The organism is Mediterraneibacter sp. 210702-DFI.3.120 (assembly GCF_020561005.1).
GTDB lineage: Bacteria > Bacillota > Clostridia > Lachnospirales > Lachnospiraceae > Mediterraneibacter > Mediterraneibacter faecis.
This window is the reverse complement of record NZ_JAJCNG010000003.1, coordinates 13,044-29,967: the sequence shown is the minus strand read 5'-3', so window position 1 is coordinate 29,967 and position 16,924 is coordinate 13,044. Positions and strand designations below refer to the sequence as shown.

Below are 16,924 nucleotides of genomic sequence, written 5' to 3'. Positions count from 1 at the left end.
AGCCTGCACCGTCCCATTTTCTTGTTTTCTTCTTAACCTGTAATCAGATTCAGGATTTCTTTTGCAAATGTAATGATTACACCGCCTGCTAACGTTAAAAATCCGTTTGCTCTCTGGCTTGGATCATGAGATTTCAGTGATAAACCAACCTGCACAATTCCAAATCCTAATAAAATCATTCCGATAGCACGAATCAATCCAAAAATAAATGTGGACAGATTATTGATAACGGTCAGTGGATCGTCTGCCGCAAATACGGTACTTGCTCCTGCTGTCATAAACAGTACCATTGCAATATACACTGCCATGGCACGTTTCATTTTTGCTGTCATTGGCAGCTTCTTCGTTACTTTTGTGGTTTCTTTCTTCTCCTGCTTCTTTCGCATATCTAACTTCATTTTTGATAGCCTCCTATATATTTTTCTTGGATTTACTGATATTTCTGTATGATTTCTTCCAGATCTTCATCGGATAATAATTCGTAATCTTCCGATTCCAGTGAATCGTCTGTAAGTTCACCTTCTAAACTGTCTCCCAATGAGATACTTGCCACCGCCCGGCCAACCGTACCATGCAGATATGGTTTCCCGTTTCCGTCAGTCGTAAGTCCCACATTGGGATGCTTTAAAATATCGAATTTCTCGTCTAAAATTGGTCTTTCTCCACGAATAAAAAGAATCGCATATCGGTTATCCAACATGCGAACTTCATCGGGTGTCATCAGCTCCCGCCCTGTATTCTGATAATTGGTGGAATAGTTCCCGGAATGTCCTGTTGACTTTCCATAGGTGTTCGTGTCAATCGTTGCCTTGCCAAGAAGTTCGCTGACATATTTATGTGTTCCCTGCTCATTGCCGCCTAAATATAAAAATTCATCACAATTTCCCATAATGCTTTCCCACTGCTTTTCGAACAATGCCTTTAACTGTGCCAGATTCTGCAAAATAATACTGACTGACACTTCTCTGGAACGCATAACGGACAGAATCTTATCAAAGTCATCAGGCAGTGAAACATTTGCAAATTCGTCCATGAGGAAATGCACATGAACTGGAAGTCTTCCACCATATTTATGGTCTGCCAGATAGAACAACTGCTGAAATAACTGGGTATATAAAATTGACACCAGAAAGTTGTAACTGGTGTCGTTGTCCGGGATTAACGCAAATAAAGCCACTTTCCGCTCTCCCAGTGATGGCAGGTCTAAATCATCTGTTGCAGTCAGTGCTGCCAGACTGGATAAGTTGAATTTCTCAAGTCTTGCGGCTAATGTGATTTGAATGGATTTTAATGTCTTGGCACTACCAGAGTGATAATCTTTGTAATACTTTACTGCGATATGTTCCGGGTTCTTCATTTCCAACCGCTCAAACAATTCATCAAGCGGTGACTGGTACTGGTCATCGTCCTCTCTGACTTCTCCGGCACGAAGCATTTCCATTACCATCGGGAAATTCTGCTCCTCCTCTGGTGCTTCATATCTCAGATAGAAAATCAGTGCCAGTAACAACATGGAAGCTGCGGTATCCCAAAATGGATCGTTGGACTGACTGCCTTTTGGTGTAGTCGCTTTGAACAGGTTCGTCACCAGTCTCTGCACATCGTTATCATCCTTCAGATATACAAACGGGTTATAGCAATGGCTCTTTTCCATATTGATCAGGTCAAGCACTCTTACCTCATATCCTTTTTCTTCCAGAAGATACCCAGTGTCCCGCAAGTTCTCTCCTTTTGGATCTAAAACCACAAAAGAGGTATTCGCCTGCATCAGATTCGGCTTTGCAAAAAATCTGGTTTTTCCTGAACCGGAACCGCCAATCACAACCGTCAATACATTTCGCAAATGTTTCCGCATATTGTAGCTGATTCGTACATGCATGGTCAGCAACTTATTTTTTGTAAATCGCTTCTCCCTGTATCTGCGATTGATTTTTTTCACATTTCCCCATTTGGCAGAGCCATGTTCTTCGCCTCGTCGGTAATGTTTCCTGGTAGAAATATAAATCCCGATTCCCATGGCGTAAGACAGCAAAAAAATAAGGACAGTTTTTACACTGTCCCCACATAACTGAATCGAAAACGGGTGGTTCATTGCTTCCGGGACTCCTTCCAGAATCCCCATAAGACCAGACGAAAGATAAGGTGCGACAAGTAACGCAAACCAGATAACCGGGATAATTCCAATTACTGCCAGTATCAGACCACTCTGCTCATCATCGTTCTTCATGGCTTCTGCGTCCTCGCTTTTCCTTCTCCGGCGGTACTTCGATTTTCTCAATGACTTTCATTAAGACGTCATCGACAAGCTCCGTATCTTTTCCCTCTTTCAGCATCTGATTCCGCTTGTCCTTCAGGGAATGGAACACTACACCGCTCTCATATCTGTCCAGTTCTAACGTGATCGTATCACTGCTCATTTTGCATTCTCCTTTCCCTGATTTTTCTAGCGTGCTTCTTTTCTATGTTGTCCTCTGGATTTCTGTTCTTTCTTTTCAGGCTCTGGATTTTCTTTCTTATCTTTCACCTTTTCAGAACTGTCTTGTCCGGTTTTTTCAGTCTCTGACTGTCGGTAAGTTGCATTCCGATTCTGATCTAATACCTTTGCCATTCTTGCAGAAATTGCATTCGCTGCATCTCTGGCTCTGGAAAGTTCCGCCCGCACTTCCTGAGTCTCCATTTTTTCAAAGAACTCTGGTGCATGTGAAAAATCATATCGACTGGTATCTATTCCATATTTTTTACACAACATATAAGACGCACACGATACATGAAATGCATCTTCATTTTTATCATAGTGCGGATTCCCATCCGCATATCCGGCAAATACCAATTCCGGCACAAGATTCTGAAAGATTTCCTGTGCACTCATCCCTTTTCTTACATAAATACAACCTTCTTCCGGTTTAAAAAATGCTCCTTTTTCATCCGGCATCTGTTCTGGTTCTGCTGCAACAATATTTACCGGAGGGGTACTGACTAACGCCCGGATTAAATCATGTTCTTCATATTCTGACTTTTGAATTGTAGTATCGGACATTGTTGTCTGAGAAATATCATATAGCTTTTTCGCATTATAATAATTTCCAACTGTACCATCTTCACGCTTATATGTTTTTCCCGGCTCTAAAATCAGAACTGGATTCTGTCGTTCCATACGTTTTAAATAAAATCCATGATCTCTCCAGTATCCATAGTCACCTAATTTCTGTGCATCTGGTCTTTGTGCCAGAATCAGAAGTGCATTATTGGTAGTATATCGATCAAAGGTACTCTGTACATCCAGATACTTCTGCAGCATTTTCCCATCCGTTGCCACTTGTGCGGTTACCTGCTCTGACAACTCATAGCAGCGATTCCTGTTATTTCTGCTTTCTGCAATAAATGCCTGTACCTTTTCATCCTGTGGTACAGCCGATGCATTTAATAAAGAATCAAAACTATTATCCATAAAATTTACCTCTCTTTCCCTTTCCTTGGTTTTCGTTTCTGTTGTGGCTGCTGGTGGAGAATCTGATTCCGGTCTTTATTTCCCTGATTTCTCACCGGATCATTTCTATTCTCACGCCGCTCCGCTTCTTTCTTCCTTGCATTCTGTATTTCCCGAAGTTCCTTTCTGACCGATGGTTTCTCTGGTTTTTCCGGGGTAAATAACTTAGAAGTACCCTCTGCGGTTTTCTCTTGCTTCTTTGAGGTAGGCTCGGACAGACGGGATTTGGTCGTCTTTGCCAAAGAGGGGTTTTGCTCCTTACCCTCTTTCTTCACCGACTCTCCAAACAACTCGTCCATAAGCTGATCCTCCTTGGATTTCTGCGGATAATCTTTTTCCGGCTCTGCCTGTCCCTGTTTTTCTTGCTGAACCTGTACCTTTTCCGGCTTCTTTTCCTGCTTCTCTGATTTTCCGGCTTTTGCTTTTTCTGCACGTGTCCGCTCAATTTCCGTCTTAATCTTCGCTGCTTCTGTTACAGATGCAAACTGGAATCTATCTACGATACGGTTGATTCTTGGTGCATCTTCTTCCTTTACAATCACATCTACCAATCCGTCACTGCTTCCTCTTGGATTTCGGACTGCACAGTACAACACGCCATATCGTTTTGCTTCCTGAACAAATTGTTTCAGATCACTTTCTTTCACCGAAAATACCGTCAGTGGTCTACCTGATTTGACCAGTGTTTCAAGTCTTACTCTGCCTTTTGTCTTTTTCTTCTCTTTTAAGACTGCATACAGCATCACTGCCAGATGCTTCGCTCCTGTGCCACTGATCTTCAATGCTGCTTCACCGACTTCCAACGACATTCGTACCACCTGATCAGCGGCTTCGCCTGATGTGTTCATGGCTTTGTTCCTCCTTCTTCTCTTTTTCTTCCCGCACCATCTTAAATTTTTCTTCGATTACCTTGGAACGTGCGGCGATTCCATCACAAAGTGCTGCCTCCTTTCTGAGCGTTCCAATTTTCTCTGTCAGAACTTTTATCTGCTCCTTCATTTCCTGTATTTCTTCTTCCGGTCTGTCTGCCCGAATCTTATAACGCAAGTGCTTCCGTTCCTCCGCACACTGCTCCATTTGTTTCTGTAAATGGTCCTTCAATGAAAAAAGCTGCTCCGCAGTATCAATGTGATAATGGCAAAGCAGCTTCGTTTCTTTAGAAACGGTATTCAGTTTTAATAAATCCTCCCGGAACAATACATGCACCTGTTTAGCAGATATTGACAGGCGATTCTTCGGTAGGATTCCTAAAAGATAACAGTAATGCAGATACAATCCCCGAAGTCCTCCGATTTTTCTTGTCTGCTTGAAGTTGCCGGATACCCGAATCCAGTAATGTCTCTGAACCGGAAATTTCTTCTCGGCAGGTAATTCATTTTCTTCCAGAATCCGAACCCTGATTGCTTCCAGTGAATAATTCTCTCCAAAATTCCGCTTTAACTTCAGACCACGCTCCCGCCCTTTCGGACGAATGGTAATGTCTTTCCCGAACTTAAAAGAATATCCTTTTTCCCGCAAATAAAAAAAGAACTGTTTTTCAGTCCTCGCCTTTCGGATTGCCTCGTCAACATCTGCCTTTACCATGCTGTGATAACTCGGCTTTCCATCCTGTTCTGCCTGCCACTCGGCATAATGTTTTCCTTTTCCCTGTTCTGGCTGCCTCACAACCGATAACTGGTATTCTTTACATAAACGGTCTGACACCATCCGCATATCCCGGTAATCCTGATTTGTCCTGTGGTATCTTTTCCCATCAATGAATGAAACTGAGTTCACCACAAAATGGTTGTGCAGATGATTCACCTTATCCAAATGAGTCGCAATCAATACCTGATACTGACTGCCCCACAATTCTTCTGCCAGCTTCTTTCCAATCTCATGTGCCATTGCCGGATTACATTCTCCCGGTGCAAAAGACTGGTAGCCATGAAACGCAACAATTCCGTCCTCCTTTCCAAAACGCTTTTTGACTGCAATCATTTCTTCTCTGGCGGTTGTCGGTGCACAATTCACTCCAGATACATACTGTTCCATTAGTTCTTCCGCTTCTCCGACAAGTTCCATTTCCATAGATTCAAATTGCCTCCGTCTGATCTTTTCTGCATTCACCGCATAGGTAATTACATCATTAAGTCCTTGTGTGGATCGTGATTGATTCTCAGATATTCGCCCTTCATTGTTCTCTTTCGTCTTATCCGGATTCTCCGCATAATTGATTACCTTTCCAATCCACCCCTTGATGCTCCAGATTGATGTCACTGCCATGATTCATTTTTCTCTGGAAGTATCACTGCTTCTGTAATCTTACGGACTGCTTCATTGAACTTCCGCACTTCCTTATCGTAACGCTGCACATCTACCACATTTAACACATGTGCTTTCTGTGCGATCTGATTTAAGTTATTTCCAATCTTATGCAGCTCCCGCATCATAGAATAATAATCTGGCGGCGGTGCGTCTCTTGGAACAACACCAGAAATCAACTGTCTCAGGTAAGCTTCCCGGTTCAGTCCGCTTCTCTTTACTTTCTTATCCAATGCCTCTGCTTCTTTTTTGTTCAATCGGAAAAGGATTGCTACATTACGTTTTCTCAACGCTCCATCTCCTTTACTTTCTGTATAGAATCTGGTTCCTGGCGAATCTGGTGTTTTTCTTTATCGTAACTGTAAACTCTGTCTGAGAGAACCTCCTGCCGTTCCACTTCATTTTTATTTACTTCCCGTACCATTTCACCAAGCATTTTCGGTTCCATCTCTCCATTATCCGGAACAATCAGAACTTCATGCACAGATGACGGTAACACATAAAATCCTTCTGGAAAAAGCTGTTCCAATTTATTTAAAACTTCTGGCTGCGTGATCATAGATGCTCCATATTGCTTTTCTACATTCGTAAGTGCATACAGCATATCATGTGAACGAAGTCCAAAATCAACATTTTCATCTAACAGGTTTGTTGCATGTCCTTCTTCATTAAAAATACTCAACAACATTTCGTCCATTGACTGAAGAATCGGTGTATTTACAGGCTGTGTATTTGCTCTGGCCTGCTGGAACATTTCCTTTGCATCCACATTCCACATCTTAAGATGTTCATTTTTCACCTTCATAGTCGCTTTTCCATCGTTAGACTCTACCGGAAAATCCACATAACAGATAGCCGACAGATCTTCCATATTTTCATGAGGCATTTCCTGTAACATTCGTTTGTTTGCCTGGGTGTTCACAAGCATCACTGCCAGATGCTCCTTCACTGAATCATAATCCATTGGGTTGATACCACTGTGCAAAAACGGAACATTGCCTGCTTCTTCCATGCATCTTGCAATTTCATTCATCACTTTCTCAACGGGTTCACCCAAACGTATTTCATTGAAGAACGGTTCTACATAGACAACTGGGCACACATTTTCTTCCTGCAGTCTTACCTGGACTCCTACCATCTGGACTCCATTATTTTTATTCATCTGCATTACCTGAAATTCTGCATTCTCATATTTAGCTGGAAGAAAATTCCGGATGTCTTTTGCTACACCTTCCGCAAATACCTTTTCTGCTATCATTTCTTTTGCAATCATTTCTTCTGTTCTCCCTTCTTCTTGTTCATTTTCTTTAAATATTCCTGATATCGTCTTTCTGCTTTCTTCTTGTCTTTCATTGATACTTCAACCAGCATCTTGTATCTCCTTTCTTTTTGTCTACTGAATCTTGTTAATCTGTAACAGGCACATCAACACTACTCCTATAATGCCACCTACTAATACTCCACAAATAAACTTCAACATTGTTACTTTCTCCTTTTTCATTTTCTGAGGGTTTCAGGGATTCTCCCTGACAAGCTGCCGCCGGACTGCCAGACAGGAAAACTGTGTGGTAATCCAAAGGCGTTGCTTGCTGGTATTGTGTATTCTTCTGCACCCGTCTCACTGTTCCGGGTATCAGAAGATTTACTTGCCGAAAAAGCACTTGCTTTTTTATTTTTTCAGTTCACAAATCCCGCAAGCTTCACACAAGTATTCACACTTTGTGCATCGTACATTTTCATCAGTTGCCATACATTCTTCACTTGCCGGACAATACTTTTGACAACTTTCACACTGCTCTGTACAGCTTTCTTCTGACACTTTCTCAGCAATAATTCCAAGTAATTCACTCTGTTCTTTTTCTTCTTTCAACTGTGTTTTCAGAAAAATCTTCAACAGTTCTTCACTGTCCACATCGTCTTCCATCGTCAAAATCAGCTTTTTCTTATGCACGACCTTCAGCTCATATTTTGCAATTTTCATGTTCTTTTTCACCTTCTATCTCTCATATTTTCATGACCAGACATACTCTTTTTCGTGCTTTTTTCTCGCTTTGTAATTGCCAGATTTAACTTGATGCAGAGCAGATCGTTGTAATCTTTTCCTTGTTTTGGCGGTACATCTTTTACCTGATATTGCTTTGAAAGCACTGCAGAAATTGCTTTTGTGGCAAGTCTCCCAATACGGTCATTGTCCAAATGCAGAACGATTGTCTTCACCTCTGGATGCATTTTTAATGTCCTGACCAACGCTGCAGGGACTTTACTTTTTTCAATTTCTTTTGCTGGTTGATAGACACCTGCCAATGACAATAAATGTTCTCTTCTCCACTCCTTCCCCTCCAATTTCTGCAATGTTGCATAAGATAGCAGATCAATGGCTGACTCAAACAGATGCACCGTATCTTGGGGTTTCTCTGTAAAAATGGAAAAAGAGTAATTCTTATCGCTTCCATTTGCTTCTCCGATAAAACTGGTTCCGATTCCCCTAATAGCTGCATATTTCGGATTTTCTTTCTCATCCATCCCTACAAACACCGCATTGTGATGAAATGAACTTTCATAAACTCTTCCGGACTCTAAGCAAAACTGAATGATTTCCTTATCAATCCCACGTCCTGAAAGATACGCAATCACTTTCTGATCATCTTGATTTTTCTTTGGCAACAATAACTGTTTCTCCATCGGAACATTCTCAGATACAGAAATAGGCGGTTGAATATTTGCCTTTTCTGCAAGCAATTCAACCGCCTCTAAAAAACTGTATCCTTTTACTTTGATCAGATAATCCAGTGCTGATCTGCCACCGGTTCTCTGGCTCCACCACATCCATTTCCCATTTGATATTTTCAAACTGTCGTGTGTTCTGGTAGTGTAGGTGTTACCAGAAAAGTGAACTAATTCGTATGGTTCATAATTTTTCAGGTATGTGAGCAAGTCCATCCGCTTGACCTCTTGCACAACTGATGGTGGTATATATGGCATAATTTTCATCTCCTTTCCTGCCTTGGATTGATATTATTGGGAATAATATCCGGGCATGAAAATAGCCAGGTGATTCCTTGAGCTGGAACCAACTGGCTATGTATAAATGATCTATTTTAATTTTTCAGTTCTTCTAATGCTTCTAAAATATCATCTAAATTAAAAGAATACACCCACTTCGCACCTATTCCATATGCCTCATCTGGTACTGAATATGAGCTGTCTAATCTGACAACTACTAAACCATTGCCTTTCTCATTGTTTTTATCAATTTCATATGCTTGCCAATTTTTATATCCTATTTCTTCGCTATCTGGATGTTCATCATTAGAATGTTCTCCTATAATAGCTATCATATAATTTGCCTGGCCGATTTTCGTACTTAAAACCTGCTTTATTTTTGAAATAGATTCACTCTGAATCTCACTCGGAGTACAATCATTTATTGAAAAATCTATATTTTCATTTTCATTCCAAGCTTCCAACAAATTATAATAATGCCTATCGTTTTCATAATCAAATGAACAGCATACTTTTTTCTTTGCCATTATCGTCTAAACCTCCTCAAGAATTTTTCTCAAAATATTTGTAGCCCGTTCTACAAGCGGTATATGTTTCTTGCAAAATTTTGTTATTTTAGAATGTATTTCAAAGAAATAAAACCATACAATAATAAAAATTGCCACAAATAAAATACTATCACTCACCAACGCTATAGATTTGTTTTTTGAAATTTTCCACTCTGTATATATTTTCACTATATTAATTGCCAAAAAGAATATCGGCATTAACATCTTATAAAACAAATCAATGAAATTAAGAACCATTGGATAATTTTTTTGATAATTTTTCCCCTCTCGTTCAAATACTCCCAATTCATTAGCAATATGCTTTTCCAACTTCTCCATATACTTATATTGCCGTTCTATATACAACATATCTTGTATATACCGAATCATCACATAAGTAATTATCAGCCATAGCAATGTCTGTATAAGTGTATTACTTAATTGTACAGTCATATTTAATTTTTGATGTATTCCTTCCTGAATAAGTTCATAAGTTTTTTCAGGTTCTACTAAAAATAAAAATGACGTTGCCTCTAATACACATAAAATTACAAAATTTTTATTTCTCCTACTTTGCGCTTGCCTACTTAATTCACACGTCTCTTTATAATGATCATATGAAATTTCTAACGAATCCATATTACCATCCTCTTATCGCTTTAACGATTTCATCATGAGTAAAGCTATAAACTCTTGTAGCACCACAATTTTTTAGTTCCTCTGGATATTCATATAATGAATTTAATTGCACAGCAATAAGTTTTTTTCCTAACTCCTTGGCTTTAGCAATTTCAAAATTCTGCCAATTACGATATCCAATCAACTCCCTATCCTTATGTAATTTATTTGCTTCTTTACCAACAATTACAATTACATGAGTCGCTTCATTAATCTTTCTAGAAAGAACACTTTTAACCGTTGGAATATTCCAGCTTTGAATTTCACTTGGCGATTTGTCATTACATGTAAATTCAAAGCTTGAGTTTGCATTCCACATATTTAAAGTATACTTATAATTCCTATCCTTTTCAAAATCAAATGATACAAATATTTGTGGTTTTGACATAATTCATCGTCCTTTCATTTTTATATTATATTTGTATTATAATGTCTTTTTTGTACTTTTTCAATATATTAGAACGAATGTTCTTTTTATTTTCCATCATCCTTCCGAATCTCATCAATAATCCGACCTATATTACACGTAATCTGTCCTTTACACTGATGAATATCTTCATTGATTTTCTTTTCCTGCTCAATAGCAATCTCTATATTCTTCGCCAGTTCTCCAATTGCAGAATTCTTTTTGGGATTGATTCCTGTTCTGGCAAGTAACAACTTATAGATAAACGTCTGATGTCCATCTTTTTCATTCTGGATAATCTGTTCAGCATTTGGCTCAATATCATCTTCGTATGAATTTTCATAATGTAACAACAGAAATAATTCAAATGCTGGATTGCTGACCGCTAATATATTATTCTTTTCACCTTCTGCTACTAGTTCATCATAATCAAGTACTTTTTCTTCAAAAATATCTCCATCAAATACAACAATCATCTTATCCCGTTCTTTATCAAACGCTATTTCCGGATTTTCTTTCTGATTTTCTGCAAATTCAATCAAACGTCTTGGAAATGAAATATCCCTGTCTCCCTCTGTTTTTTCAAGTAACCGGATATCAATCAATGGATGAATATTTAACTCTTTTCGGATATCAATTAACTTTTTGAAATACCATGTTTCAGTATTTGCACCCTCACATATGAAAAAGTACTTACGATAAGGCTCAATCTGTTCTTCTTCATCTGTAGTTCTGCTATTCCAATTCGTATAACTTCTTACTGGAGCCAAGGCTACTCCTCCTCTCTAAAGTCGAATGTTGAAAATACCGGTATCGCACCATATCTTCCTTCCAGATATGCCTTGCTCAACACCTTATCATATCTCTCTTTAAAACGATCCAGGGAATAAATAGAGCTTGCATTTTCTGCGTTACGTTCTACAAACCAGATTTCATCCCTTCTAAAAATAGCCTGATCCATAATGGATGATTCATGTGTAGTGAACAATAGCTGCATACGCTGCTCATCATGTAGCTGCATAAACAATTGCAAAAATCGTTCTGTCAATTTCGGATGTAAGCTTCTCTCCAATTCATCCACAACATAAAGAACATCTTCTCGTTTATTCAACAGCATATCCATCAAATCGAATAATCTTCTTGTTCCATCAGACTCTTCATCAAAACCGAACTCATAAAATGACTTATTATGATGCAATCGGATTGTTGTGACCTTCGGTTCAGAATGTCCTTCAACTTCGATATTAAAGAAAGTTTCCTTCGACCTCATCGTCATTCTGAATGATGGTTCTTCCTGCTCTTCCATTCTATTTTTTACATGCTGCATCATCTTATCAAATACTGATTTCGGCAATGCATTTGATAACTCATCCAATGTAATTTCTTCAATTTTTACCTGGCTGATACCCGTATCAAATGTTTTGATCAATTTGTTAATCAGCTTCAGCGAATTATCATCATAATAATATTCCAAATCAATCAATGGCGTATCCGGTGTGATAATCGAAATATGATTCTGAATCCAATCATATACATCCCGGAAGAACAATAATTTAGATCGTGTGCTATATTTTTTTCCACGATTCATTTCTGTCAGGAACAAAGATGTTTCATTTCCTTCAAAATCATCTGCATAGGTTTCAAATTTATTTTTTTCTGTGTTTGTCAGCGTAATACCATCATTTAACACCGGACGTTTACTTCCTTCTCGTTCAAAGAGACATTTTGCTGAACCATTCTGATATAATTCATATAACCATTCTCCGGTTACTTTTCGTCTGCTTAAAACTGCAGAAAAACCATAGGCATAAAATTTGTCACCTACAGTAATCTGAATTTCAAAACTACTTTCTCGTTCCTTATTCTCCTGCCGATTCTTACAAAACATCTGTGTAGCTTCTATCGGAATACCATTGCAGACACTATCTTTAAAAAATTTAAAGAACAATGCCAGATTGGTCTTTCCAGATGCATTTGCTCCATAAACTACTGCATATTTTAATAACTGGGTACTTTTTATCTTTAACCTGTGATTTGCATTTGTTCGTATTTTATTTGAGGAAATCATTGTCAGCTCTGCTGCTTTATCAAAAGATTTAAAATTTTCAACACTTACTTTTACTAACATTCTTATACACCTCCACCTTTATTATATGTTTTTCTCTTCTCACAGTCAATGTGAATTTTACTATTTGGAGATTTTTCCGTTATATATTGTTCTATTTTCTATTTTTAACAATTTCATTTTGAGTTATGCATATAATATCAATGTATAAGTCAGCTTTTTGTAGCGACACTATTTTACTAATGCCGCTACTTGAAACACTACAGTAAATAAAAACTTCTAATTCACTTTCCTTCTATCTCTCCCAATCCATCCTTCCTGTCACATTCAACATCTTTTCTTCTCGGAAACTGAGCATCTTTCCATTTGTTCCACCGACAATGATATGATCCAGCAATTCTATTCCCAATAGCTGTCCACACTTCTGCAGCTTTCTCGTAACAATCATATCCTCTTTTGATGGTTTCACATTACCACTGGGATGATTATGAAGTCCAATGATTGCAGAAGCATTTGCCAGAATACTGCTCTTAAAAACTTCCCTTGGAATTACCAGCGAGGCATTGATTGTTCCAACACTGACCAGATTCATATTGATTACCTGTCCATTATTTTTCATATTCAAGATGCAAAATACCTCTCTGTCATATTGGGATAACTCCTTCGCCATTAATTCTACAACAGCCTGTGGACTGTCCAATGTCTGCTCACTATAAAGAGATGGTTCTTTTACCAGACGGATATTCACAACTTCCAATTCATTCTCCATTGTTCTGATCTCCTTTTGGAAATTCTACAACTAGAAGAACATTACTCTCTGAAGATTCCACATATGCTTTCAATTGTGATAATGTCATCTCCAAATATTTAGGTTGTTCCACCATAATCTGCTCCTTTCGTTTCTTCCCTTGCTTCTGTTTTCTCTGACAAATAGCTTATCACTTTGTTTGCCTTAATGCTTTTCTGTAACTCACTGATAATGCACAGGTCTGCTACATTTACTCCTGGCAAAGCAAGCATTTCATCCATCGTCATATTGACAATCTCTTTTTCCGTTCCATACCCAGCATCAAATAAACGCTGTAATACTTTTACTGCTTTCTGATTTTTTCCCATTTCATCATCAAAGGGCAGCTTATCGCCGCCCTTTGTTTTACTCCTTCTCTTCTTTCTTTTCTTCAATTCCTAATCTCTTAACTTGTTTCTTTTTATTCCAGATACGAACTCCCGTGATTCCGGCTGCTGATAATACCAGAATGGCTATCCATAAAGCTGCATTTGCCGTATCTCCTGTTTTCGGAGGATTACTTGTCTTTGTAGTAGTACCCGGTATCTCTTGGGTTGGTGTTCCCGGTACTTCTTTGATAGTTACGGTCTGACCTTCATCGTCAATATCCTTATGCTCTGTTACCTTTTTCGGTTCTTCCGGATTTGTCATATCATACAGTTCTTCAAAGGTTACAAGCTGCTTTCCTCCAAGCGTGCTGCCGTTGAAAGTAAACTCAATCTGCACTTCCATGTTTTCCTTGTCCGCTGTAAATTCATAATCATTGGTAACCTCTTTGCCATCAATGAGTAACTTGGCATTTTCTGCCTTAACCATCTGCCAACCGGACAACTTATAGTTCGTACCAATTTCCAATCCCTCTAAAGTAACCGTATCCACAATCGTCAGATCTTTTCCGGCTTCCACCTCTTTCTTACCGTTCTTATCCGTTGCTATGGTATGAATCGAAATCTTTCGCTCCGTAATCAGGACGGTCTGACCTTCATCGTCAATGTCCTTATGCTCTGCAACTTTTACAGGTTCTTCCGGATTCTTCAGATCATATAATTCTTCAAATGTAACCAGATTCTGTCCGCCAAGTTCTGATGCATCAAACGTATAAGAAATCTCTACTTTCATTTTCTCGCTGTCAGCAACAAAAGTGTAATCACTCTCCACACGCTTTCCATCAATGAGCAGTTCTGCATTTTCCTCTTTCAGCATCTGCCAGCCTTTTAACTGGTACTTTCTGCCTTCTTCCAGACCGTCCAGAGTAACTGTATCCACAATCGTTACTTTCTTTCCTGCAACAATTACTTTTTCGCCTGTTTTCTTGTCTGTTGCAGTTGTATGAATGGTAATCTCTTTTTCATACTCATCAGTCAGTGTTCCAAGGTCGATAGTTACTTTATTTCTGCTCACAACAACTTCAAATGCCGGAATCAGCTTCATGCCTTTGTTGGATTCACAAGATAACTCCTCAATCTCATAAGTGTCATAAAGTAATGCACCTTTGCTGTCGTCCGGCTCAGAAGTTCCGAACCAGATACCGTCCTCACTGGACTTTCCGGCATTTGTATTTTTCTTATGGGATGCCCAATCGGAAACGGTTGAAAACTGACCATTTTTATCTGTCACTACGATATGGCTCTCTCCGGTTGTTTTGCTTGTAATCTTAAAAGGAACATTTGCCAGTCTCTTATGTGTGCCAGCTCCAATCTTGACTCCTTCCAGATCTCCACGTTTAATCTGATTGTAAATGGAATGGCTTTCGTCTGTTAAATCTACGATTTTTCCATTTTCTGTAATGGAAAATTCAATCGCTTTTGCCCCGTCAGTCAGATAACCTTCTGGTGCTTTGGTTTCTTCCAGTTTGTATTTACCATATGGAAGTAAATCTGCCGATGTTGTTGCTACTCCGTCAATTCCTGTCTGAATTGTCTTAACTGTCTCATTTTTCTTGTACAGTTTTCCTTCTACCAGAACCGGATTCTCGTTCAGAGAAATAATTGCAAATGCTGCATCTTTTAATATGGCACTTCCCTGTGCCTTAGTGTCTTTTGTCTCCATATCACGTTTCTGAATCTTCACACCACCTCGGATTACCTGATCAGATACGGAATACTGGTTGCTTCCGGAAAGAACTGCAAGTTCTCCGTCCTCTGTGATCTGTGTCAGATACATTCCTTTGATCTGCTCTGTACTGTCCCCTGCCTGCATATAAGCTCCGTCCAGTAAATATCCGTCTGGTGCTTTGGTTTCTTCAACAGTCAGTGTTCCAAGTGGCAATACGCTTTTTTCATTCTGGGTGTAAAATGTATCTCCTGATACTTTGTAAGCATCTGCCAGTTTTGTCACATAATGAACAGTTCCATTACTGTCTTTTTCAGCTACCGTCTTTGTAACCCAGGTACGTGTTGCTCTCTCTGGTAAATTGTCTTTTGTATAAAGTCCGTCATAATAATGCCAGGTAAATTCTGCTCCTGTCAGTGCTGCATTACCCTGTGCGGTTGCTTTTCCCGTCTCCATATCAATCTTAAACAGGTCTACCAGTGTCTCTGTCACTTTCGGAACATCGGAAACATTTAATACGGCTGTTTTTCCGGCTTCAACCTTCAGACTGTGTACTGTCGTATCCAGCTTATATCCCTTCGGTGCAGAAAGCTCTTTGATGTAAACATTCCCTGCAGTCACTTCAACCTCATTTGTCTCACCATTCTCATTTGTTGTAAGTGTTCCAATCTGATTGCTGCAATTCTGGTCTGAGAATATGCCAAAGATTGCTCCGGCAATGGTATACATTGCATTTCCATTTGTGACAATCTCATTTGCGGTTGTCTTTTTTACTTTCGCATTTCCGACATTCAGTTCTGCCCAAAACTGTCCGAGATCCTGTCCCTCTCCAGTATAGATATATCCTCCACATTTATACCGACCTTTGTTCGCCTGTACAAATGCTCTCGCTCCTGCATACACTTCATTCTGAATATCCTGTGAAATCTCAGAATATGCAGCTCGTACATTATCACACTGCCAGCCTAAATACTCACTCAGTCTCTGCCATACCACACACTGTTCCAACAGATATCCCTGATTCGCATTCAGGTTACTGTGACTGCCTCTATACTGTTTTACATACTCCAGTGACAATGCCACATCTTCGATCTGTGCAGCACTCATACTGGAACTTGCATCGTGTCTAGTTTTATACCCATTTTTGAATCCAGTGTTAATATCTACACAATAGGCTGTTTCGCCTTCTACTCGCATGTGACCTTCATTGAATGTCGAATGAATGGTTCCATCATTCATCACATGTTCAATATATCCGACTCTCTCTGAGGATTCCGTCCAATACTGTGTTTCCGCTGCTTGAACCGATGTGATCGGTAATGCAGTTAAAATCGTGGTCAGGGCAAGAATCCCTGTACACACTCGTTTCCATATATTCTTCATTTTCTACAATTCCTTTCTTTTCAATCAAAAAAGACGTCCGTCTGGAACGTCTGCTGTTGCTTTATGCTGTTTGTTCCCTGCTGTCATGCAGGGTGTGGGAATCTCTGACCTTCCGAAAGAGAAGATGTTCCCGGCTCCTTATTGTCTTTTCGGCTGGTAATCTGCTGGTAAACCAAAGGGGTAGGGTGTGGGGAGGGGAAAACCGGAAAAA

Annotated in this window: 20 protein-coding genes; all 20 read right to left on the bottom strand. The window is 39.3% G+C overall.

What is annotated here, in order from left to right; all coding sequences use genetic code 11:
• Positions 1–32 precede the first annotated feature (32 nt).
• Positions 33–398 (bottom strand): glutamyl-tRNA amidotransferase, encoded by a 366-nt coding sequence (locus LI162_RS02835; protein WP_115624663.1) that lies wholly within the window; start codon positions 396–398, stop codon positions 33–35.
• A 32-nt stretch (positions 399–430) separates the two neighbouring features.
• Entirely contained in the window at positions 431–2,227 is a 1,797-nt protein-coding gene (locus tag LI162_RS02830) for a VirD4-like conjugal transfer protein, CD1115 family (protein ID WP_105309189.1), read from the bottom strand.
• Positions 2,214–2,417, bottom strand: coding sequence for a hypothetical protein (locus LI162_RS02825; RefSeq protein WP_105309190.1), 204 nt, complete (start codon positions 2,415–2,417; stop codon positions 2,214–2,216). The genes LI162_RS02830 and LI162_RS02825 overlap by 14 nt, the downstream gene beginning before the upstream one ends.
• A 26-nt stretch (positions 2,418–2,443) precedes the next feature.
• Entirely contained in the window at positions 2,444–3,448 is a 1,005-nt protein-coding gene (locus LI162_RS02820; RefSeq protein WP_105309191.1) for a hypothetical protein, read from the bottom strand.
• A 5-nt stretch (positions 3,449–3,453) separates the two neighbouring features.
• Positions 3,454–4,335, bottom strand: a complete 882-nt coding sequence (locus LI162_RS02815; RefSeq protein WP_105309813.1) for a PcfB family protein — start codon at positions 4,333–4,335, stop codon at positions 3,454–3,456.
• On the bottom strand, positions 4,310–5,752 hold the full coding sequence (locus tag LI162_RS02810) for a relaxase/mobilization nuclease domain-containing protein (RefSeq protein WP_173903446.1): 1,443 nt from the start codon (positions 5,750–5,752) through the stop codon (positions 4,310–4,312). Before LI162_RS02810 ends, LI162_RS02815 begins: the two co-directional genes overlap by 26 nt.
• On the bottom strand, positions 5,743–6,081 hold the full coding sequence (locus tag LI162_RS02805) for a plasmid mobilization protein (RefSeq protein ID WP_005342758.1): 339 nt from the start codon (positions 6,079–6,081) through the stop codon (positions 5,743–5,745). The genes LI162_RS02810 and LI162_RS02805 overlap by 10 nt, the downstream gene beginning before the upstream one ends.
• Positions 6,078–7,064, bottom strand: coding sequence for a DUF5688 family protein (locus tag LI162_RS02800; protein ID WP_006426178.1), 987 nt, complete (start codon positions 7,062–7,064; stop codon positions 6,078–6,080). Before LI162_RS02800 ends, LI162_RS02805 begins: the two co-directional genes overlap by 4 nt.
• 120 nt (positions 7,065–7,184) lie before the next feature.
• Positions 7,185–7,292: a DUF3789 domain-containing protein gene (locus LI162_RS02795; RefSeq protein WP_006426179.1), complete on the bottom strand. Its 108-nt coding sequence runs from the start codon at positions 7,290–7,292 to the stop codon at positions 7,185–7,187.
• A gap of 168 nt (positions 7,293–7,460) precedes the next feature.
• Positions 7,461–7,772: a hypothetical protein gene (locus LI162_RS02790; RefSeq protein WP_006426180.1), complete on the bottom strand. Its 312-nt coding sequence runs from the start codon at positions 7,770–7,772 to the stop codon at positions 7,461–7,463.
• Positions 7,773–7,780: 8 nt separating this feature from the next.
• On the bottom strand, positions 7,781–8,773 hold the full coding sequence (locus tag LI162_RS02785; RefSeq protein ID WP_173903445.1) for a DUF3991 and TOPRIM domain-containing protein: 993 nt from the start codon (positions 8,771–8,773) through the stop codon (positions 7,781–7,783).
• Between the two features lie 116 nt (positions 8,774–8,889).
• On the bottom strand, positions 8,890–9,321 hold the full coding sequence (locus tag LI162_RS02780) for a TIR domain-containing protein (protein WP_173903444.1): 432 nt from the start codon (positions 9,319–9,321) through the stop codon (positions 8,890–8,892).
• Positions 9,322–9,327: 6 nt separating this feature from the next.
• Positions 9,328–9,981, bottom strand: coding sequence for a hypothetical protein (locus tag LI162_RS02775; protein ID WP_105309195.1), 654 nt, complete (start codon positions 9,979–9,981; stop codon positions 9,328–9,330).
• Between the two features lies 1 nt (position 9,982).
• Positions 9,983–10,408 (bottom strand): TIR domain-containing protein, encoded by a 426-nt coding sequence (locus LI162_RS02770; RefSeq protein ID WP_173903443.1) that lies wholly within the window; start codon positions 10,406–10,408, stop codon positions 9,983–9,985.
• 86 nt (positions 10,409–10,494) lie between these two features.
• Entirely contained in the window at positions 10,495–11,196 is a 702-nt protein-coding gene (locus LI162_RS02765) for an RloB family protein (protein WP_173903442.1), read from the bottom strand.
• A 2-nt stretch (positions 11,197–11,198) separates the two neighbouring features.
• Positions 11,199–12,554: an AAA family ATPase gene (locus LI162_RS02760; RefSeq protein ID WP_009268661.1), complete on the bottom strand. Its 1,356-nt coding sequence runs from the start codon at positions 12,552–12,554 to the stop codon at positions 11,199–11,201.
• 232 nt (positions 12,555–12,786) lie between these two features.
• The gene (locus LI162_RS02755; RefSeq protein WP_006426187.1) at positions 12,787–13,260 is read right to left on the bottom strand and encodes a JAB domain-containing protein; all 474 of its coding nucleotides are present in this window, start codon (positions 13,258–13,260) and stop codon (positions 12,787–12,789) included.
• Complete coding sequence (locus tag LI162_RS15535) at positions 13,250–13,375, bottom strand: hypothetical protein (protein ID WP_005341722.1); 126 nt, start codon at positions 13,373–13,375, stop codon at positions 13,250–13,252. Before LI162_RS15535 ends, LI162_RS02755 begins: the two co-directional genes overlap by 11 nt.
• Complete coding sequence (locus tag LI162_RS02750) at positions 13,359–13,673, bottom strand: hypothetical protein (RefSeq protein WP_117889244.1); 315 nt, start codon at positions 13,671–13,673, stop codon at positions 13,359–13,361. Before LI162_RS02750 ends, LI162_RS15535 begins: the two co-directional genes overlap by 17 nt.
• A complete protein-coding gene (locus LI162_RS02745; RefSeq protein WP_202031808.1) occupies positions 13,645–16,713 on the bottom strand; it encodes a VaFE repeat-containing surface-anchored protein in 3,069 nt (1,022 codons plus the stop codon). The genes LI162_RS02750 and LI162_RS02745 overlap by 29 nt, the downstream gene beginning before the upstream one ends.
• Between the last annotated feature and the right edge of the window lie 211 nt (positions 16,714–16,924).